Source organism: Labrys neptuniae, from assembly GCF_040797145.1.
Lineage (GTDB): Bacteria > Pseudomonadota > Alphaproteobacteria > Rhizobiales > Labraceae > Labrys > Labrys neptuniae.
Genome location: NZ_JBFNQD010000001.1, coordinates 1 through 20,110 on the forward strand (window position 1 = coordinate 1; position 20,110 = coordinate 20,110).

20 protein-coding genes and 1 tRNA gene are annotated in these 20,110 nt (G+C 62.4%); 9 read left to right on the top strand and 12 right to left on the bottom strand.

Annotated features, from left to right (window positions below):
- Positions 1–120: 120 nt before the first annotated feature.
- On the top strand, positions 121–396 hold the full coding sequence (locus tag ABXS05_RS00005; RefSeq protein ID WP_367622482.1) for a hypothetical protein: 276 nt from the start codon (positions 121–123) through the stop codon (positions 394–396).
- A gap of 142 nt (positions 397–538) precedes the next feature.
- Here the strand turns inward: ABXS05_RS00005 and ABXS05_RS00010 are convergent, their stop codons facing one another.
- The 4 genes from ABXS05_RS00010 to ABXS05_RS00025 all read right to left on the bottom strand — a co-directional run bounded on the left by ABXS05_RS00010 (position 539) and on the right by ABXS05_RS00025 (position 3,790).
- Positions 539–898, bottom strand: coding sequence for a hypothetical protein (locus ABXS05_RS00010; protein ID WP_367622483.1), 360 nt, complete (start codon positions 896–898; stop codon positions 539–541).
- A gap of 1,344 nt (positions 899–2,242) precedes the next feature.
- A tRNA-Leu gene (locus ABXS05_RS00015) sits at positions 2,243–2,328 on the bottom strand.
- Positions 2,329–2,364: 36 nt separating this feature from the next.
- Positions 2,365–3,537, bottom strand: coding sequence for an FAD-dependent monooxygenase (locus tag ABXS05_RS00020; RefSeq protein WP_367622484.1), 1,173 nt, complete (start codon positions 3,535–3,537; stop codon positions 2,365–2,367).
- 7 nt (positions 3,538–3,544) lie between these two features.
- Complete coding sequence (locus ABXS05_RS00025) at positions 3,545–3,790, bottom strand: zinc-finger domain-containing protein (RefSeq protein WP_311938901.1); 246 nt, start codon at positions 3,788–3,790, stop codon at positions 3,545–3,547.
- Between the two features lie 132 nt (positions 3,791–3,922).
- On the opposite strand from ABXS05_RS00025, the gene ABXS05_RS00030 reads away from it, so the two are divergent.
- Positions 3,923–4,678 carry an alpha/beta fold hydrolase gene (locus ABXS05_RS00030; protein ID WP_367622485.1) on the top strand — a complete coding sequence of 252 codons (756 nt, stop codon included), beginning with the start codon at positions 3,923–3,925 and terminating at the stop codon, positions 4,676–4,678.
- A gap of 71 nt (positions 4,679–4,749) precedes the next feature.
- Complete coding sequence (gene cysE, locus ABXS05_RS00035; protein WP_311938904.1) at positions 4,750–5,604, top strand: serine O-acetyltransferase; 855 nt, start codon at positions 4,750–4,752, stop codon at positions 5,602–5,604.
- A gap of 256 nt (positions 5,605–5,860) precedes the next feature.
- Here cysE and ABXS05_RS00040 read toward each other — a convergent pair whose 3' ends face one another.
- Positions 5,861–6,508, bottom strand: coding sequence for a MarC family protein (locus tag ABXS05_RS00040; protein WP_367622486.1), 648 nt, complete (start codon positions 6,506–6,508; stop codon positions 5,861–5,863).
- An 84-nt stretch (positions 6,509–6,592) separates the two neighbouring features.
- Between ABXS05_RS00040 and cls the strand changes: the two genes are divergently transcribed.
- From cls to ABXS05_RS00055, 3 genes are all read left to right on the top strand, one after another.
- Positions 6,593–8,032, top strand: a complete 1,440-nt coding sequence (gene cls / locus ABXS05_RS00045) for a cardiolipin synthase (RefSeq protein ID WP_367622487.1) — start codon at positions 6,593–6,595, stop codon at positions 8,030–8,032.
- Between the two features lie 340 nt (positions 8,033–8,372).
- On the top strand, positions 8,373–8,570 hold the full coding sequence (locus tag ABXS05_RS00050) for a DUF3126 family protein (RefSeq protein WP_245196728.1): 198 nt from the start codon (positions 8,373–8,375) through the stop codon (positions 8,568–8,570).
- 220 nt (positions 8,571–8,790) lie between these two features.
- Positions 8,791–9,321 carry a gamma carbonic anhydrase family protein gene (locus tag ABXS05_RS00055; RefSeq protein ID WP_367622488.1) on the top strand — a complete coding sequence of 177 codons (531 nt, stop codon included), beginning with the start codon at positions 8,791–8,793 and terminating at the stop codon, positions 9,319–9,321.
- 108 nt (positions 9,322–9,429) lie between these two features.
- Here ABXS05_RS00055 and ABXS05_RS00060 read toward each other — a convergent pair whose 3' ends face one another.
- A complete protein-coding gene (locus tag ABXS05_RS00060; RefSeq protein ID WP_437178620.1) occupies positions 9,430–10,053 on the bottom strand; it encodes a transglutaminase-like cysteine peptidase in 624 nt (207 codons plus the stop codon).
- Positions 10,054–10,374: 321 nt separating this feature from the next.
- Positions 10,375–11,241 (bottom strand): pantoate--beta-alanine ligase, encoded by an 867-nt coding sequence (gene panC, locus ABXS05_RS00065; RefSeq protein WP_367622489.1) that lies wholly within the window; start codon positions 11,239–11,241, stop codon positions 10,375–10,377.
- Positions 11,242–11,391: 150 nt separating this feature from the next.
- On the opposite strand from panC, the gene ABXS05_RS00070 reads away from it, so the two are divergent.
- Positions 11,392–12,156 carry a DnaJ domain-containing protein gene (locus tag ABXS05_RS00070; RefSeq protein WP_367622490.1) on the top strand — a complete coding sequence of 255 codons (765 nt, stop codon included), beginning with the start codon at positions 11,392–11,394 and terminating at the stop codon, positions 12,154–12,156.
- Between the two features lie 344 nt (positions 12,157–12,500).
- Here the strand turns inward: ABXS05_RS00070 and ABXS05_RS00075 are convergent, their stop codons facing one another.
- Positions 12,501–14,132, bottom strand: a complete 1,632-nt coding sequence (locus ABXS05_RS00075; protein ID WP_311938916.1) for an SPOR domain-containing protein — start codon at positions 14,130–14,132, stop codon at positions 12,501–12,503.
- Positions 14,133–14,597: 465 nt separating this feature from the next.
- On the opposite strand from ABXS05_RS00075, the gene clpS reads away from it, so the two are divergent.
- Entirely contained in the window at positions 14,598–14,930 is a 333-nt protein-coding gene (gene clpS, locus ABXS05_RS00080; protein ID WP_082980075.1) for an ATP-dependent Clp protease adapter ClpS, read from the top strand.
- A 10-nt stretch (positions 14,931–14,940) separates the two neighbouring features.
- A complete protein-coding gene (gene clpA, locus ABXS05_RS00085; RefSeq protein WP_311938918.1) occupies positions 14,941–17,361 on the top strand; it encodes an ATP-dependent Clp protease ATP-binding subunit ClpA in 2,421 nt (806 codons plus the stop codon).
- Between the two features lie 90 nt (positions 17,362–17,451).
- Here the strand turns inward: clpA and ABXS05_RS00090 are convergent, their stop codons facing one another.
- The 4 genes from ABXS05_RS00090 to ABXS05_RS00105 all read right to left on the bottom strand — a co-directional run bounded on the left by ABXS05_RS00090 (position 17,452) and on the right by ABXS05_RS00105 (position 19,987).
- Positions 17,452–17,904 carry a hypothetical protein gene (locus tag ABXS05_RS00090; RefSeq protein ID WP_367622491.1) on the bottom strand — a complete coding sequence of 151 codons (453 nt, stop codon included), beginning with the start codon at positions 17,902–17,904 and terminating at the stop codon, positions 17,452–17,454.
- A gap of 83 nt (positions 17,905–17,987) precedes the next feature.
- The gene (locus ABXS05_RS00095; RefSeq protein ID WP_068295521.1) at positions 17,988–18,581 is read right to left on the bottom strand and encodes a hypothetical protein; all 594 of its coding nucleotides are present in this window, start codon (positions 18,579–18,581) and stop codon (positions 17,988–17,990) included.
- Between the two features lie 27 nt (positions 18,582–18,608).
- On the bottom strand, positions 18,609–19,241 hold the full coding sequence (locus ABXS05_RS00100) for a hypothetical protein (protein ID WP_367622492.1): 633 nt from the start codon (positions 19,239–19,241) through the stop codon (positions 18,609–18,611).
- Positions 19,238–19,987 (bottom strand): MotA/TolQ/ExbB proton channel family protein, encoded by a 750-nt coding sequence (locus tag ABXS05_RS00105; protein ID WP_367622493.1) that lies wholly within the window; start codon positions 19,985–19,987, stop codon positions 19,238–19,240. The genes ABXS05_RS00100 and ABXS05_RS00105 overlap by 4 nt, the downstream gene beginning before the upstream one ends.
- Between the last annotated feature and the right edge of the window lie 123 nt (positions 19,988–20,110).

Consider the following 20,110-nt stretch of genomic DNA (forward strand, 5'->3'; position numbering starts at 1 on the left):
GATATATGAGCCCTGTCGAGTTCGAGGAGAAAGCTATGTTAGCTTAACCTGGTGTCCGAAAAACCGGCAGCAGGCCAGATTGCCGTCGCTACATCATCCTTGATTCTTGGTGGGTGCAGCATGACGCTGCCCGTTCGCGGCTCAATGGCTACGGGTGGTGAGACCTTTACGGGCAGCGCTACGGGCTATGCCGATGGCGGCGGCACACTGCAAATCAAGAGCAACAAAGGGCTCACCTGTACTGGCAACTTTGTCTATGAGACCTCGCGCAAAGGCTCCGGCGTGTTCAACTGCAGCAATGGACAGAGCGGCCCCTTTGAGTTCGCTTCGACGGGTACCCGTGGGACCGGCACCGGGACCCTAGGCGGACGGGCCTTCACCTTCACATTCGGCTGAGCGTGAGAGGTAGGCCACTAGAGTGTCCGCTAAGAGTCACCGGCGGGCTTTTTCCTTTGGCGGGCATAGGGCCGCCATCATCTTGGGAGAGCCATGAGGACCCGTGGCGTGATGGCTGCGGGTCTTTCTCATTTGCCTTCCGTTAGCCTGCCGGGGCCCCTGAGATGCTCACGCCGAACAAGACCGCAAGGACCGCCAGCACGGCAACCCAAATGGCTCGGGAGAGCGACTGCATGTATTTGAACTCCTCGATGCGCTGCTTGCGGACTTCGAGCTGTTGCGTTGTAATATTGTCCGGTAGCTGCTCCGAGTAAGGGGACCACCACGCCAACTCCGCGAGGAACCATAGGGACGGCACCACCGCCCAACCCGCAAGCAGCCAGAATACAAGCGCCTTGTCCTTAAAGCGTGATTGGGTCTCCCCATCAACGAAGATCGACTTGATGAGCGAAGGCTTGATGGTAGCTGGATCATTGCCGGGCCAATAGCGCCAGATGGCCAAGCCAGTGGCCGCTATGCCTAAAAGAGCAAGCGTATTCCCGATGCGTCTTCCCCTAGTAGGGATAGATCCTAGCGAGGATATGCCCCGCTGGCCATGTGGGTGGTCTAGGTGGCCTCCTTGTACGTTGGCGTTTGCAGTTGCCTCTGCCGCCACGTGATTGGGCTGGCCCCCTGACGAGCCTTTCGGGTCGCTCATACCGCTTCCTCCCCGTTCGCTTTGCTGCTCTACCGCCAAGCGCGTTATGTGGCCGTGAAGGGGCGCAGGATGCCCCTAGAACGCCCGCTAAGAGTCACTGGCGGGCTTTCTCTTTGGCTGGGCTAGGGGGTATGCCTCGGGAGGAGGAGGGCGCTTAGGGACTCTCCCGGGGCTCCCCGCACTCGGCACAGAATGATGCCTTAGGCGTCCGCAGGGGGGGCGCAAGCATGGCATGGCGGGCCGAAAGCGCTGGCCCTGTGGTGCCAGAGAGCATTCACGTTCGTCTCCGTGTGGCCGGTCATCTCAAAATATCGATCAAGTGTGCCTTGGCCATAGCAGTGGTCTTTCGCTTCCTTGAGTGAAGCATTGTGTTCCATCCGGTATAGGGTCCTGGGAGCGATGTGTGGCGCTGTATGAGGCCGGAAGGGTTCGCGATGAGGAACTTGAGGGGGACCGGTAAGAGCTAGGGGCTGAATTGCTCACCATTGCCCCTTTTCGATCCGGTCCCGCTCGTCGCTCTCAATGGTAACCTCTAGCGAGGGGTCCCGGACCCATTCCCATCGATCTCGCTTCCAGTATTCGAGAACGCGAACCGCCAGTGTGTTCATGCTGTCCCCCGCGACACAGGTTATCTTGGCGCTCTCGTGCAAATAGGTCCCCTCGCTGTGACGAGGTGGGTCGCCATAGAGGAACTCATAGTTGTGGCGAATAAGGTCAGCCTGCGAATGGTCTTCCATGCTCGGGAACACCGGCATGTTAAAAGAGCAGCAAACGGTAAAGGTGCGTAGGCACGCCTAACACACGACCTCTACAAGTACCGCTTCGTTGCAATATATGTTCCCGGTGCGGCGCGGGGTGAATGGCTCATAGCGCGGGACCCCGTATTCATCATACCAAAGTGGCGCGGTCGGGATGCGCGATAGAATGTCGTCGTAGTTCCCATTCATGAGGATGAGCGCCAGTCCTGGTTAGTGAGCCGGCATCCGGCACATGCCTGTCGGACAAGCCAGCGTGTTTGATCGACAGCCTTTTCTCAGACTGCGAACCTAGGGAGATTCTCAAAGACCTTCGCCTTGGCCGCCACGGTCACCTCTCCACAGCCAGCGCCAATCGTTCCCGTGATTACGGTCACAGTCCACTAGTTATCTCTGGTGCGGACGGCGGGACTCGAACCCGCACCCGGTTTCCCGAAGCAGATTTTAAGTCTGCTGCGTCTACCATTTCGCCACGTCCGCAGCGCCGGCCTTGCTTAGGGCCGGAATCGTATCGGCTCAAGCCGTTTGTGTCGGCTTCCAGCCATAGAGCCAGTCATAGCGCTCCAGCAGGCGCCGCCCGCCGAGAGCCGACAGGCCGAGATCGCGGGCGGCGGCAAGGGGCCAGCGCCAGTGATAGCGCTCGCCATTGCTGCGTGCCTCGGCCTGGATCCGGCCGACACGCGGCAGGCGCAGGCGCGACCAGTCCTGTAGGCGGGCGGGAACATCATTGTCGTCGGCGCCACTGAGTTGGGCAGCCAGTTCGGCCGCGTCCTCGATGGCCGCCGCACCGCCCTGGGCGATGAAGGGCAGCATGGGATGGGCGGCGTCACCGATCAGGGCGATGCGGCCGGTGGCGATCCGGCCGTCGGCGCGGCCTTCGAACAGCGGCCAGGTCCGCCATTGCGGCACCGTGGCCAGCAAGGTTCGCAGGCGTCCGTCCCAGCCGGCGTAATGCGGCAGCAGCGCCTGCAGGGGCTGCGGCGTCGACCAGCCGGGGCCGGCATCCTCGGCCGATGTCACCGCCACGAGATTGAGGGCCTGGCCCGACCGCACGGGGTAATGCACGAAATGCGCATTGTCGCCGAGCCAGAGCCCGGTCATCAGGCCCTGAAACAGGACAGGGACGTCCTGCATCGGGATCACGGCGCGCCAAGCCCGCCTTCCGACAAAACGCGGCTGTTCGAGGCCGAGCAGGGGCCGCAATTTCGACCACAAGCCGTCCGCACCGATCAGCATACGGGCGGAGACATCAGGGGCGCCAGCCGCAAAGGAGAGGATAACCCGCTTCTGGTCCTGGCGGACCGAATGCAGCTCTCGGCTCAGATGCAGCGGGATGCCGCGCTGGCGCACCGCCGCCACCAGTACCGCTTGCAGGTCGGCGCGATGGATGACGCCATAGGGCGCACCCCAGCGTTGGCGGCATTGGCCGAGCGGGATTTGCTGGATCAGGCCGCCGGTGGCGCCCTTGCGGATACGCACCGCATCCATCACCACCATATGCGCCTCGAGCGCGGGGCCGAGGCCGAGGCCGAACAGGACGTTGAGCGCATTGGGCGTGAGCTGGATGCCGGCTCCGGCTTCCTCGAGCGCCGCGGCGCGCTCGTAGATCTCGACGGCAAAGCCGCGCCGGGCCAGGGCCAGGGCGGCCGTCAGCCCGCCGATGCCGGCGCCGGCGATCGCGATATCCATGGCCGGTTCAGGCGGCGTGGGCGTTCACCGTGCAGGCCGCCGGTTCCGACATGCCTTCGGGCAGCTTGGGATCATATTTGAAGAGCGTGGAGCAGTAGGAGCACACCGCCTCGTCATCCGAACCGAGATCGATGAAGATGTGGGGGTGGTCGAACGGCACGCTCGCGCCCTGGCACATGAATTCCTTCGAGCCGACGCGAATGACCTTCAAGCCGAGGTCATTTTGGAAATGGGGAATGGAATGGCCTGCCATCGATCTTCAGTCCGCGATTTGGAGCCCGCGCTGGGACTTGGGCTCCGTCATTTTCTCTCGCGCGGACCATAGCGGTGCCGCACGGGATGCGATAGGGGCTATTGGGAGCAAGAGCAAAGGAAAACCGCGCCGATGCAGCGTTTTGATCATGACGGCGTCGAAATCGCCTATATCGACGAAGGAGAAGGCGAGCCCATCCTTCTCATCCACGGCTTCGGTTCGAATCATCAGGTGAACTGGGTCGGCACCGGCTGGGTCGACCTGCTCACCAGGCAGGGCCGGCGGGTGATCGCCTTCGACAATCGCGGCCATGGCGCTTCCTCAAAGCTCTACGATCCGGCCGCCTACCATCCTGCTGCGATGGCAGGCGATGCCGTCGCGTTGCTCGATCATCTGCGCATCGGCTCGGCGGCGGTGATGGGCTATTCCATGGGCGCCCGCATCACAGCCTTCCTCGCGCTCGAGCATCCCCAGCGCGTGGATGCGGTTATATTCGGCGGCCTGGGCGTGCGGCTCGTGCAGGGTGAGGCCCTGCCGCCCACCATCGCGGCAGCCATGGAGGCGCCGTCGCTCGACGACGTGCCGGATGCGATCGGGCGGATGTTCCGTGCCTTTGCCGACAAGAGCGGTGCGGACCGGCGGGCCCTGGCCGCCTGCATCCGTGGCTCGCGGGTCCAGCTCAATCCGGCCGAGGTCGCCAGGATCCTGCAACCGACCCTGATCGCCGTGGGGACGCGCGATCCGATCGCGGGTTCGGCGCAGGAACTGGCCGCGATGATGCCCAATGCCGCCGTGCTCGACATTCCCAACCGCGATCACAACCCCGCCGTCGGCGACAAGGTCTACAAGCAAGGCGTTTTGGCATTCCTCGCAGAGCAGGGCGTCTAAATGAACATTGGCACTGCCGGCATCACTGCGCTAAAAAGGAAGGAGATACCTTCCATTCAGCGGATAGGCAGATGAATCAGTCGAAGCGCCTGGTTTCCCATGGGCTTGAAATCGTCGACCCGGTCTGGAGCCGAGTGCGGGCCGAGGCTGAAGCGGTCACCCATGCCGAGCCGCAGCTTTCCAGCTTCATCTTCGCCAATATCCTGCAGCTCAATTCGCTGGAAAGCGCCGTGGTGCAGCGCATCGCTTCGCGCCTGGATCATTCGGACATGCCGGCGACCTTGATCGCCCAGGCCTATGGCAAGGCGCTCGAGGCTGATCCGAGCATCGCCTCGGCGATCCGCGCCGACATTGCGGCAGTGATCGATCGCGACCCGGCCGCCAATCGCTATATCGAGCCGATCCTCTATTTCAAGGGATTCCACGCCCTGCAGACCCATCGCCTGGCTCACTGGCTCTGGAAGTCGGGGCGCAGGGATTTCGCCCTCTACCTGCAGAGCCGTTCCTCGGCCGTGTTCCAGTGCGACATCAATCCGAACGTGCCGATCGGGCGCGGTGTCTTCCTCGACCATGCCACCGGCCTGGTGGTGGGCGAAACGGCGGTGATCGGCGATGACGTCTCCATCCTGCAGGACGTGACGCTGGGCGGCACCGGCAAGGAGTCCGGCGACCGCCATCCCAAGATCGCCCGCGGCGTGATGATCGGGGCGGGTGCCAAGATCCTCGGCAATATCGAGATCGGCCAATGCGCCCGCGTGGCGGCGGGCTCCGTCGTGCTCAAGGCGGTGCCGCGCAATACGACCGTGGCGGGCGTTCCGGCCCGCGTGGTCGGGGAGGCGGGCTGCGCTGAGCCGTCGCGCAGCATGGACCAGATCCTGCATGGTCCGCTGCCGGACGACATCTTCTGGCATGACGTCGGGCTCTAGAGAATCGTGCCGAAAAGTGGATGCCGGTTTTTGGCAAAAACGATGCGACAACAATAACCTATAGTACCAGATCCGATTCCGAAATCGGGTCTGATACTATAGGGCAGGTCATTTGCGACAACAGGCTAAGATGGCCGATCCTGCTCCATTTCTCGAAGGAGTTGAGGATGACGGTTCTCCCTGTTTCGTGCCCTTCGGCTCGTAAAGCCGAGCCGTCATTTCATCGTCGCCGAGATCTGCAGCATTTCCGTGCCTCTCAAGCCAGGCCCGGCAACATCACCTTGGCTCCCTCGATGACCATTTCGACCGCGATCGCAGCAAGTATCATGCCCATGATCCGGGTCATGATGACCCGCACCTTGGCGGAGAGGAGTTCGCCAATCTCGGCGGCGAAGAACAGGACGATGAACAGGGCGAGCAGGACGCTCGCAAGCACGAGGGCAAACGATACATATTGCGCGGCATTATGGGTTTGCGCTGCGTAGACGATCAGCGTGGCCATGGTGCCCGGTCCCACGACCATCGGAAATGTCATCGGATAGAACGCCAGATCACCATCGGTATCGCTTTCAGCCGTCCTGTCGGCTTGTTTTTCCTGCTCGCCCCTTTCGTGCGAGGTGACCGGCTTGCCGTTCAGCATGGACAAGGCGATGGCAAGAAGCACCAGGCCGCCGGCGACGCGGAAAGAGGCAATGGTGACACCAAAAAAAGCGATGATGTACCCGCCAAACAATGAAATGACGATGCACATCGCTGCCGTATAGAACAGTATCGTCACCGCCATGCCGCGCTGTTGAGCGACGGGTTTGGTGCTCACCATGCTGAGAAAGATCGGCAGGTTGATAAAGGGATTCATGATGGCGAACAGCGCGCCCAGGAACTTCGCAGCGAAAGTGACGTCCATTTGATCGCAATCCTTCAGGGTTTCAGGCACGTTCTTTAAGCCTATATCGCGCTTCGCCCGGTCGCTTCCCGAGCAGGATATATCATGTGGCATCACCTCCTAGCCCTGGCGCTCGTCCTTGCCGTGCACGTAGCGGTTCTCTGCCGGGTGCTGCTCAACGATGACATGAGTTCAGACGCGCGCGCCGCGTGGTTCTTCGTGCTCATCGGCTTTCCGATCATCGGAATTGTGGTTTATCTTTTTCTGGGCGAGCCCTGGATGGCGCGCAGTTTCCGCCGACGGGCGGCTACGGTCTGGGAACAGCCCATAGCGAACATATCCGCCATGTCGGGCGGCATGTCCTCCGGCCTCATTCCCGATCGGTACAGGCCGGTATTCGAGACCTGCGCGTCCTTGAACGGATGCGGGGCCGCAATCGGGAACGTGGCGAGCCTGGCCGCCGACTCCGACGCCGCGATCCGCGACATGGTCCACGATTTCGACCTCGCCCGAGAGACCATCCACGTTTCGTTCTACATTTGGCTGACGGACAATAATGGCAGGCTCGTCGTCGAGGCCCTGCGGCGGGCGGCAGCGCGCGGCGTCACCTGCCGCGTGGTGGTGGACGCCTTCGGATCGCGCGATCTCATCCGCTCCGCTTATTGGGCCGCGATGAAGCAATCGGGCATCAAGCTCTGCGTCTCGCTGGTGTCCTCGCTCGGTGTGTCGCTGGCATCGATCAGTCGCCCGGATCTGCGCAACCATCGCAAGATCGTCGTCGTCGACAACAGCGTCACCTATTGCGGCAGCCAGAACTGTGCGGACCCGGAGTTCCGTATCAAGCCGCGGTTCGCGCCCTGGATCGACATCATGCTTCGGTTTGAAGGTCCGGTGGCTCGCCAGAACCAACTCGTCTTCGCCAATGATTGGGCCGTCGAATATGGCGAAGACCTGTCCAGCCTGGCCAGCGAACCCTTCCCGGGAGAGTTGGAGGGAGACTGCGCGGCGGCGGCCTTCGGGACGGGGCCGATGTCTCCGAAGGGGTCGATGTCGGACGTGTTCGTCTCGTTGCTCCAGAGCGCCCAGCAGGAGGTGGTGATCTCGACACCCTATTTTGTCCCGGATCTGCAGCTTCTCGCCAGCCTGATGGCATCGGCGCGCCGTAAGGTGACAACCATCCTCATTCTTCCTGCCCGGAACGATTCACATGTCGTGAGTGCGATCAGCAAGGCGCATTATGCGCGGCTTCTCGCATCGGGCGTGAAGATCTACGAATATCATGGCGGCCTCCTCCATGCGAAAACCGTGGTCGTGGACGGCCAGCTCACGCTGGTGGGCTCGGCAAACATGGATTTCCGCAGTCTCTATCTCAATTTCGAAAACAACATCCTTTTCTATTCGGACAAGAACTCCGGCGATGTTCGGGCCCGGCAGGATATCTATATTTCGTCGTCGACGCAGGTCGATGAACAAGACGTCAAGAAGCGTCCGAGGCTGCGTCGAATATACGACAATCTGCTCACCATCGTCGGGCCGGTGTTCTAATGCGCGTGAGGTGACGATGGCATCGCAAACAGCGTCGGAAACGGAACGGATGCCGCAAGAGCCAATCGCCGCATCGTTTCCACCGGAAACTGGCAGCCGTCTTTCGATGCGATGATCCCGTCCCGCGATCGTTCGCCATCGCATCAGCTTTCGATCAATCCGATGATCTGCGGAGATTGCGCTTTTCCCGCCTTCGGCATGCCCTAACTTGCTCGATTGCACAGGGTGTCGGCCCGCATTCTCTTGCGAAGCAGGCTTCGGCATGGCAAAGCCCGGGGATGGCGGGGCGGCAAAGTCGCCCGGCGCATTCAACCGAGGAAGTCTAGTGGACAAGAAAGACATGCAGCGCGTCGAAGCCTATCTTCGTCGCACCTTCGGCAATGCCACCATTCGCGTCGTGCCTCGTGCCCGCAAGACTGACAGCGCGGAAGTCTATATCGGCGAGGAGTCGATCGGCGTGGTCTCCGAGGACAAGGAAGACGGAGAGACCTCCTACGACTTCCACATGGCGATCCTCGACATCGACCTCGAGGACTGATCGGCTATTTGCGGGATCGCGGGTATTGGGCGCGGGCTTTACTGGTCGGAGCGAATGAAACACGGAGGGTCGATCTCCAGATCGGCCATCTTCGTCCATAATCACGCGTGATGTTTTCAGGATGGTCGATCTGGAGATCGACCCTCCCATGCTAGGCCACGACCACAGCGTTAGCGCTCATAGGCGAGGACGCCTGCGATCCCAGGAACGGAGCTCTGCCATGCCCCTCTATGCGCTCGACGATATTGCGCCGTCGGTGCCGGCCGACGGCCGCTACTGGCTTGCGCCCGATGCGCGGGTGATCGGTCGCGTGATTTTGGCAGAGGACGCCAATATCTGGTTCGGTGCGGTGCTGCGCGGCGACAATGAGCCGATGACCGTCGGTGCGCGCTCCAATATCCAGGATGGTGCCGTGCTGCATTCCGATCCCGGCTTTCCCCTCACCATCGGGGAGGATTGCACGATCGGCCATTCCGCCATCCTGCATGGCTGCACCATCGGTGCCGGCAGCCTGATCGGCATGGGGGCCACCATCCTGAACGGCGCACGCATCGGCAAGGGCTGTCTGGTCGGCGCCAATGCGCTGATCACCGAAGGCAAGGAATTTCCGGATCATTCGCTGATCGTCGGCTCGCCGGCCCGAGTGCTCCGTCCCCTCGACGCGGAAGCCGTCGCCAAGCTCAGGCAGTCGTCGGCGCATTATGTCGCCAACGCCAAGCGCTTTGCCAAGGGGTTGAAGAGGGTGGATTAAGTCGCGGGGAGCGTATTTCCGGGTGCACGGACGTCTCGTCCGTTCTTGGAAACATGACACGCGCCGTGGGGAAGAGGCGGACGAGACGTCGGCGCACCCGGAAAAAACTCAGTTGCCCTTCGCCGACACGATGGCCGTGGTCTGCGTGTCGCCGAGCGAGACCCAGGCATTCTGGTCGGATTGCGACTGGCGCTTGACGTAGCGATAGCCGGTGGCGCGCCAGGACAGGATCTTGGTTTCCTGATTATCGAGCACGAACTCGCCGCGGTCGGTCTTCACCATCAAGACGGCGTGGCCTTCGTTCTTCTTGTCGCGCACCACGGTGATCAGCAGGGCCGAGCGCGGCCAGCCGGCGTCGATCAGCAATTTGCGCTTGAGCAGGACATAGTCCTCGCAGTCGCCCTTGCCATTGGTGGGGTAGGCCCACCATTCGACCTTGCCGTAATTGTCGAGATCGGTGACGGGCTTGACCGATTTGTTGACCTGGTCGTTCAGGGCGATCAGATCCTTCCAGGCCTGGCGCGAGAGCACGATGTCGCGTGCTTCCTGCGAGCCCGACTTGCAGTCGGCCGGATTGTCCTTGCAGAACTGCAGATAGCCAGAGGGCGGGGTGGTGACGTCGCCCACGGGAGCATAGATCGGCATGGCGCTGTGGCCGGCGGCGGCAGCCTGCGAATGCGGCAGAAATGCCGTTGCGAGCGCCACGGCGGCCAAGGCGGCTTTAGGGGCCATTCGGCTCAAATTCGACCTGATCCTGATCCCGAAGCGCATCACAATCTTCAGACCCGTTTTGCCCGCCACCGGATGTTTACCCAGAGAGCAGGGCCAATTACCCGTTCCCGAAGCCAACTTCGCACAAGGGCAGGGGCCGCACAACGCTCTTGCCGCAGAAAAAACAAGATCCGGACGGGGTATGAAGTGTCGTAACTCTTTGAAAAATCTCATGTTAACGGTGGATTAACCACGATTTCCCGTTTTCAAACACGCGCGGGCAACGAAGGGATGCGTGGCATGATTGCCACGGTTTCGTCACCTTTCCCGACGGCAATTTGGTTAATGCCGGGGCGTCTCGACGCCGATATTGTCGATGAGGCGGGTCGCACCCAGCCGGGCAGCCACCAGCAATCGCACCGGCCCCTCCGCAAGTCCGGTAACCGGGGCGAGGCTCACCGCCTGCCGTGCTTCCAGATAGTCGAGCTCGAAGCCTCCGGCCGTGATGGCACTGCGCCCGGATGCCAGGGCGGCTTCGATGTCGACGCCCTTGATCAGGGCATCGGCGACCTGCCGGAGGGTGCGATGCAGGAGAGGGGCCTTGGCCCGCTGTTCCGGCGCGAGATAGCGGTTGCGCGACGACATCGCCAATCCGTCGGCTTCGCGCACGGTCGGAATGCCGACGACCGTGATCGGCAAATCGAGGTCGCGCGCCATCTGGGTAACGACGCAAAGCTGCTGATAGTCCTTCTCGCCGAACAGGGCGAAGTCCGCGCCGCTTTGGCAGAACAGCTTGGCCACCACTGTCGCCACGCCGGCGAAATGGCCGGGACGGAAGCGATCCTCCAGGCCGGCCTGCGCCGGCCCGGCAACCGAGACCGTGGTGGCGAAGCCGTGCGGATAGATCTGGCTGGCGTCGGGAGCGAACAGGAGATCGCAGCCGACATCCCGCAGCCTGGCTAGATCCGCCGCTTCCGTGCGGGGATATTTGGCGAGATCTTCGGTCGGCGCGAACTGGGTCGGATTGACGAAGATCGTGGCCACCACCCGGCTTGCCCGCTGGCGGGCCTGCCGCACCAGGGTGATATGACCGTCATGCAGGGCGCCCATGGTCGGCACCAGGGCGACCGTCTCCTGCACCTCGCGAAAGCGTTTCACGGCCTGGCGCAACTCCGCCACGGTTCGAACCACCAGGGTTTGGCGTGCCATCCCTTACTCCGCAGGTGCATAGTGTCGTATTCGCTTGACCAGGGTTCTGGAGCGTCTTGTGACTTGGCGGTCACTCCAAATCCCAGGACGCGTCGAACCAAAGAGTTTGAGCAAGGCCGCGTTTGCGTTTAAACGCGCTTTGCTCGGGGAATGCTCAACTGGCAAGACTCGGATTCCAAGATTCGAATCGATGGCTGTTTCGCAGATCGGATAGAAGTGGGCCAGCTTATTTTCGCATGCGTGGTGCTGTTCTGCCTGTGGCCGTTTCTCAAGCCAGGCATGCTGTCGAAGACGCCGGTCCTGGACAGCCTGCTGCGGCGCGGCGGCAGTTTCCTTGCCTTTGCCTTCGGCCTCTATCTGCTGACACGCGGCGTCTGGGGCATGGGGCTGCCTCTGCTGGTCCTGGCTGCGGGCATGCGAGGCTGGCTGCCGCAATTGCCGGATGGCGTCATTCCGGGTTCGACGACGAGACCCAGCTCGGTACGCACCGCGGATCTGGTGATCATGCTCGACGCCAGCAGGCAGCCGGTGGACGGGCAGGTCATTCGCGGGCGTTTTTCGGGCCGGCGCCTTTCGGCCATGCAGGCAGGGGAACTGATGCAACTGCGGGCGGAGATCGCCGCCGACTTTGTCGGTCGTTCAATCCTTGAAGCTTATCTGGACCGCAGGCTTGCCGGATGGCGCGAACACTTCAAGGATGATGCGCACGCGCGGGGCTTCGGAGCGGCGGCGTCCGACGCGATGACGAAGCAGGAAGCTTACCAGATCCTTGGGGTGCAGCCGGGGGCGAGCGCCCAGGAAATTCGTCGAGCGCACCGGGCGCTCATGAAGAAAATCCATCCCGACAAGGGGGGCACGACGCAGATGGCTGCTCGTGTCAACCGGGCCAGGGACATGCTTCTTGAAGGCCATTGACGCTAACTCCACCGAACTTGCTCGGTTCCGACGATGCTTGAGCGTCGCAGAACATGGTTACGCAACGATTAAGCTTGCGACCTTTTCCCAGAGCAAAGTGTGTTCCGGCGAAAGCCGCTTTTATCCTGGGGCCAACGGCGTTCAAGACTGAACGCTTGCTGGCTCCAAGCCGTGGGCTGGAAGTGTCTTTGCGTTCCCCGCGACTAAGCGAAATCGCAGGGTGTCTTGTTTATCGCCCCCTTGCTTTGCGCCTTCTGTGTGAAAGCGCAATTCCCGCAAAACAAAGGCGCGGCCTGTCCGAAGAAGGCCGCGCCTGAATCGGAATACTTGTTCTGGCCGAAGGATCAGAGCTTCACGGCAACGCAGGCGAAGGAGGCCGCCTTGAGGGCGCTGCAGGCCGACTGGGCCTGGTTCTGATCGCTGAAGCCGGCAAAGCGTGCCCGCCACAGGGTCGAACCGTTGCGGCTGACCGTCTCGGTGAAGGGGCGGGCGGAGGAGAGCGCCTTGTTGCCGGCTGCCTTGGCGCTGGACAGCAACTGCCGGGCGGCTCCTTCGCTGTCGGTTGCGCCGATCTGGATGATCCAGCCGCTGCGCTGCGGCGCGGCCAAGGCGACGGAATCACGGGTGATGGCAACGGTGCGGACATTCTGCACCGTGGCGGTGGTGTCGGGGCTGGCCTCGCTGCTCTGGCCGGCGCGAACAGGCGGCGTAGCGGGCGCGGTCGTGACCGGCTGGAGACCCTGGACCCAACGCATGCTCGGGGTGCTGGGCGCCGCGAAGGCCATGACCGGTTTGGCGGGAACGGGCTGGGGTCGGGCCTGCGGAGCGGAAGCGGGCGCCGCGTCCCCGACGATTTCGGGCGGCATCGGCGCCGCCACCGGAGCGGCCTGGCGGGCCTTCGGCGCTTCAGCGACCACGGCCGGCCGGACAACCGGCGGGCGGGGCGGTGCGGCCATGGGCTCGGCATCGTTTGGGAGTTCGGCCCGGGCGACCTGGGTGGCGGAGCGGTCGACCGCATTGCCGGCATAGGCGACTGGCAGATAGGCATCGATCAGGCGGCGCATCACGACGTCGCGCGAGGCGGCGCTGCGGCCGCCCATCACCACGGCGACCAACTGCCTGTCGTTGCGCTTGACCGAGGTCAGCAGATTGAAGCCGCTGGCATTGGTATAGCCGGTCTTGATGCCGTCGACGCCTTCCACCGAACCCAGCAAGCGGTTGTGCCCCGGGATCGGGCGTCCGCGATAGACGAAGCTGCGGGTCGAGAACAGGCGATAATAGTTCGGGAAGCGCTTCTGGATGGCCATGCCGAGGATGGCGAGGTCATGGGCGCTGGTGATCTGGCGGTTATCGGGCAGGCCGGAGGCATTGACAAAGGTGGTGCGCGACATGCCCAGTGCACGGGCCTTGCGCGTCATGTAGTTGGCGAAATTGCCTTCCGAGCCGCCGAGGGCTTCGGCCACCACCACGGCGGCGTCATTGGCTGAGCGCGTCACCATGCCCTTGATGGCGTCGTCGACGCGGATGGTCTGGCCGGCGCGCAGGCCGAGCTTGGTGGGGGACTGGGAGGCGGCGTGGGCGGAAACGGGAAGCTCGGTCGCCATCGAGAGCCGGCCGGCCTGCAACTGTTCGAACAGGAGATAGAGCGTCATCACCTTGGTGATGGAGGCGGGATGCCTCAAGGCTTCGGGGGAGGCCTCATAAAGCGTGCGCCCGGTCTTTACGTCGACCACGATGGCGGCATAGCGCGGATTGTTGCGCATGTCGGCGGGAATGGCCGAGGCGGCCGATTCCGAGCGCACGCGCTTGCTGCGCGCATGCTTCATCGATTTCTGCGCCGGGGCGGCATGATGGCCGCGGCGGCGCGCATCCGCTTCATCCGGATGAAAGGCCAGGGTTGTCGTGAACACTACCAAGCCGGCTGCAACCATTGTGGTGGTCCGGGCCAGTCCGCCCCCGATCCAACGCGATAGCATGCAAAGTCCCCAATACTCACCGGCGCGACGGCACCGTCCATTACATGTCCCTGCGAGACCGGTGGTCTCATTCGCCCTTCGTCCGGGGCTCACCCCACCCCGTTGCCGGAGGGAGGCCGTCTCACCGTGCCGCTGCAGGGACGACACAGTCAATGAACCTAGGCGGACGCGGTTACGGATCGGTTAAGTGCCCAGCCAGCGCGGCATTTTGGTCGCATGATTGTCCGATTGGTTGAGAATGAATGAAAAAGAGGCACTTCACCCGCTGTTCAGAACGTGGAACCCATTATTGCGCGTTGTCGCACTAGCGGAAAGTCGGGGGCGATCATAAATTCAGTTCGTGGAAGCCTTTTTCCTCGTCGAGATCATGTTAGGCTGCAGGCGATTGCAGTTGTCGAAATGGAAGATTCAACGATTCTGGATATTGCAGTGAGCGCCGCGCACAAGCCGTTTCCCCTGATCGGCATGGCCCGCGAACCCCGAGCTCCAGGTGGCGGTGAGGGCACTAACGCGGCCGTGATCACCAAGACGCGGCCGGCGACCAAACGCCCCAAACTCTACCGGGTCCTGTTGCTGAATGACGATTATACCCCGATGGAATTCGTCATCGAGGTGCTGGAGCGCTTCTTCAACAAGGATCGTGACGGTGCCACCCACATCATGCTGCATGTTCACCACAATGGCGTGGGAGAGTGTGGCATCTACACCTATGAGGTCGCAGAGACCAAGGTGACTCAAGTCATGGATTTTGCCCGTAAGCATCAGCATCCGCTGCAATGCGTCATGGAAGAAAAGTGAGGAACTGATCGTGCCATCCTTTTCAAGACACCTCGAACAGTCCCTCCATCGCGCTCTGGCCGCTGCCAATCAGCGCCATCACGAATATGCGACTCTCGAACATCTGCTGCTCTCCCTGATCGAGGATCAGGACGCGGCGGCTGTGATGCGGGCCTGCAATGTCGATCTCGACATTCTGCGCCGCAACCTGGTCGAATATATCGACACCGAACTGGAGAATCTGGTCTCCGACGGCCGCGACGACGCCAAGCCGACGGCAGGGTTCCAGCGCGTCATCCAGCGCGCGGTCATTCACGTGCAGTCCTCGGGCCGCGAGGAAGTCACCGGCGCCAACGTGCTGGTGGCGATCTTCGCCGAGCGCGAGAGCCATGCCGCCTATTTCCTGCAGGAGCAGGACATGACGCGCTATGACGCCGTGAACTACATCTCGCACGGCATCGCCAAGCGTCCCGGCCTGTCGGAAGCCAAGGCACCGCGCGGCGTCGACGAGACCGATGGCGACAGCCCGAAGGCGACGGCCAATGGCGAGGATGCGTCCAAGAAGAAGCAGGACGCTATCGACGCCTATTGCGTCAATCTCAACAAGAAGGCCCGGGACGGCAAGATCGACCCGTTGATCGGGCGCGACAGCGAGATTACGCGCACCATCCAGGTGCTCTGCCGCCGGCAGAAGAACAATCCGCTCTTCGTCGGCGATCCCGGCGTCGGCAAGACGGCGATCGCCGAGGGCCTCGCGCGCCGCATCATCGAAGGCGACGTGCCGGAAGTGCTGCGCGGCGCCACCGTGTTCGCGCTCGACATGGGCACGCTGCTCGCCGGCACGCGCTACCGCGGCGATTTCGAGGAGCGCCTCAAGCAGGTGGTGAAGGAGATCGAGGCCTATCCGGGCGCGATCCTGTTCATCGACGAGATCCATACGGTGATCGGCGCCGGCGCTACCTCGGGCGGGGCCATGGATGCCTCCAATCTGCTCAAGCCCGCCCTGGCCGCCGGCCTGCTGCGCTGCATCGGCTCGACCACCTACAAGGAGTACCGCCAGTATTTCGAAAAGGACCGCGCCTTGGTGCGCCGGTTCCAGAAGATCGACGTGGCGGAGCCCTCCATCCCCGACACCATCGAGATCCTCAAGGGCCTCAAGCCTTATTACGAGGAATATCACAAGCTGCGCTACACCAACGACGCCATCAAGGCGGCGGTGGAGCTGTCGGCCAAATACATCAATGACCGCAAGTTGCCGGACAAGGCGATCGACGTCATCGACGAGACCGGCGCTTCGCAGATGCTGGTGACCGAAAGCCGGCGCAAGAAGACGATCGGCGTCAAGGAGATCGAGGCGACCATCGCCACCATGGCGCGCATCCCGCCCAAGACCGTGTCGAAGGACGATACGGAGACGCTGAGGAATCTGGAGACCAACCTCAAGCGGGTGGTCTACGGGCAGGACAAGGCGATCAAGCAGCTTTCGGCTGCCATCAAGCTGGCCCGTGCCGGCCTGCGCGATCCCGAAAAGCCGATCGGCAATTATCTGTTCTCGGGGCCGACAGGCGTCGGCAAGACCGAAGTCGCCCGCCAGCTTGCCTCGGTGCTCGGCATCAACCTGCTGCGCTTCGACATGTCCGAATATATGGAGCGCCATACGGTGTCGCGCCTGATCGGTGCGCCTCCCGGCTATGTCGGCTTCGACCAGGGCGGCCTGCTCACCGACGGCATCGACCAGAATCCGCATTGCGTGCTGCTGCTGGACGAGATCGAGAAGGCCCATCCGGACCTGTTCAACATCCTGTTGCAGGTGATGGATCACGGCAAGCTCACCGATCACAACGGCAAGAGCGTCGACTTCCGCAATGTGATCCTGATCATGACCACCAATGCCGGCGCGGCGGATCTGGCCAAGGCGGCCTTCGGCTTCACCAAGAACAAACGCGAGGGCGACGACACCGAGGCGATCAACCGCCTGTTCACGCCGGAGTTCCGCAACCGCCTGGATGCGACCATCGCCTTCGACCACCTGTCGCAGGAGATCGTCAGCCAGGTCGTCGACAAGTTCATCGCGCAGCTCGAAGTGCAGCTTGCCGATCGGCATGTTGCGGTGGAACTCTCCAACGATGCCCGTACCTGGCTGGTGGCCAATGGCTATGACGAGTTCATGGGCGCCCGGCCGATGGCTCGCCTGATCCAGCAGGCCATCAAGACGCCGCTGGCGGACGAGGTGCTGTTCGGCCGGCTGAAGTCGGGCGGAGCCGTGCGGGTGACGGTCGTCACCAACGAAGAGGGCAGGCAGGAACTGGGCTTCGAATATCCGGCAGGCCCGGCCAAGCCCAAGCCCGAACCGGTGGTGGCCGACAACAGCCAGGCCTCGGCCAAGAAACCGAAGGCCAAGCCGAAAGGACCGCCGCAGCGCGAGCCCGACGCACCGGCCGGCGCGGAATAGCCTGCCTCGCAAGGACGGCTACCGAACATCCGAGGGGGTGAAACGCACCGACGTTTCAGCCCCTCGTCGTTTGGCCAGTTGAAAGAGCGATCAGCGTGTGAAGGTCGATCGCAAGGCCAGGACAGCTCCACGCCCAAAGCCATAGCTGGTGATCAAGAAGCTCAACAGACTGAGGCCGATGAAAATCGTGCGGGCAAATCCCGTGACGGGCGACGGGCCGGTCGGGTCCAGGGCAGGAAAGATGGCCATCAGCAGGAAGAGCATCGAATTTGTGAACGCACCGATGACCATGGCCCAGCGGATATGCCATGGCAGCGCGATCCTGGTGCCGTAGAAGCCCAAAAGCAGCGCGCTCATCAAGAGAAAGTCGATATGCGCCTGCAGGACACGCTGATATTTTCCGGGGAAGACAGCACCGAATCCCGGGAGTTGCAAGGCCAGTCCCACCAGGCACCAGGCAAGGACAAGGGCAACGATGAGCCAAAGGGCTCCGCCCCTCAGAAGAAGTTTGCCCTGGACATTGTCGTCCTTCGTGTCCGGCATGTCCCATTTCCAATTCTGTTGAAGACCGCATGGTTCAGATCATGGAAGGCAGCGTCGCTGCCGCGATGAACGGCAAGGCAGTGTCAGGGCATGTCCTTCGGCGGCAACGCCGGTTTCGGTAGCGGCACGAGATCGACGTTGCGCGATTGCCCGCCGAGAAAAGCCGGGTCGAACAGGCCGCCGCCGGAAGGATCCCCTCCGGGCGGTGCTCCGGTTTGCAGCGGGCCGGTGGGGACGCTTTGCGATGCTCCCGTTCCGAAAAATTCCGCGCGTCCCCCCTGCAGATTGCCCTTCTCGATCTCCTTTTGCGCCTTGGCCACCCGGCCGGCGAGGTTCGTCGTATAAGGCAGGCGATAGGCGCGCGGCTCGCCGGTCGGCAGGTTGGCCGCATCCAGCTCCTCGAGCCAGAGATGGATGGCACCGGTTTCGCCCTGGACGACATTGGGTTCGACGATCCTCGTCCACAGCACCTGAAAGCGGGCCGGCACGCCGACAGGTGCCGACCAGCCCAGCAAGCCTTGCATCGAGAAGAACACGACGACATAGAACAGGCTCGCCACGACGATCGCGCCGATCTTGACCAGACGCGGCAATGCCAGCCCGATCAGCACGGTGAGCATCAGGAGGCTGAGGAAGACATAGGCGAGCACCAGGCAGAGCAGGTTGGTCTCAAGCATGATCGCCGCCCACCGTCATTGCCGCGGTCATAGATTCTTGCTCCAGGCATTGTGCATGCCGCGCAAGATCGACTTGGCCTCCCGGCTGGTGCCGGTGACCTCGCCCCGCGCGTCCATGGTGAAGCGTATGGCGGTCTGCTCGCTTCCCCCGTCAGCCGTTTCAATCGTCTCCCGGGCGACGATCTTGGCGACCGGATTGAGCTTTTGCACCGTTACCGTCACCGGCACCGGCTGCTTGGTCAGGGCGGTGAAGTGATAGACGTTCACGGTGTATTCGCCGGCGACGAAACCGCGAATGCTGACGAGCTCCTCGCGCACCTTGGTCTGTTGCTTGCGCCCGTTGACCATGACGAAATCGTTGAGGCCGCCGCGATCGTCGCGATCGAGCACCAGGAAACCCGCTTCGCGCCGGCGGTACCAGGCGATGTTGCCGAGGGGATCCTGGACGAAGATGTCCATGTCGTCGGGATGATTGTCGGGCCAATCCATGGTGATGATGAACTCGGCCTTGCTGTCGACCTTGCCCTCATTGGCCTTGGGGGAAATGATGATGAACACCACGAAGAACAGGAAGGCGATGACTTGCAGGGCCTTGAACAGCACCACGCTGAACGGGTCGAAGGCTTCTTCCCGTCCGTGGAGATCGAAGTCATCGATCATCCCGGCGCCCTTTGCGCTTCCAGCGCCGAAATCACATGGACTTCGGTGAGATCGACCGCGAAGGAGAAGATGCGCGAGGTGGCGCCGTCGAGGAAATGATATTGCACCTTGATCATGATCGAACCGATCAGGCCTACCAGCGTCGTGTACATGGCAACCGCCATGCCCCCGCTCATCAGCGACATCGAACTGCGCACGGCTTCCTTGCTGTCGGTGTCGAGCCCGGCGATCGGAGCCAGCATCATGATGAAGCCGACGATGGTGCCGAGCAGCCCGAGCTTCATCAACGTATCGCTGGCAAAGGCACCATAGCGGTTGGAACCCCGCAGCCGGTCGGCGAGGACACGCAACAGCAAGGTTTGGTCGAGGCGGGCCGAGCCTTGCAGGTCGGCCTTGGTGACGAGGTCGCGTATGTGGCCGGCGACCAGGCCTTGCCCAAGCTTTCCGTCGGGCACCGAACCCATGGTCGCCAGGGCGGACTTGCCACCTCGAATGACCCACTGGGCCGTGCGGCGGGCAGCCTCCCCCTCGCGCCCGATGAAAACGATACGCCACAGGCAATGTAGACTGCTTGCGACATAGAGGAGGACGATGACAACGGAGATATAGGTCCTGTCCTCGTCGATCATCTTGGCGATGAAGCCAAAATACCAGAGTACGAGGAAGGCGAAGATGCTGACGCCGGTAAAGATGAGCCAGGGCAGCAGGGGATCTGCACCGGAAAGGCGCGGTTGACGCTCGCTCATGGGACGGTCGGACTCATTGGACGTTTGGACTCAGGGGACTTGCTGACGGTTGCTATGGATCGATGGATCATGTTCCAGGCTAGCAACGGTGAAAGCCGGCAGCCTGGGTAGATGTCCCGATCT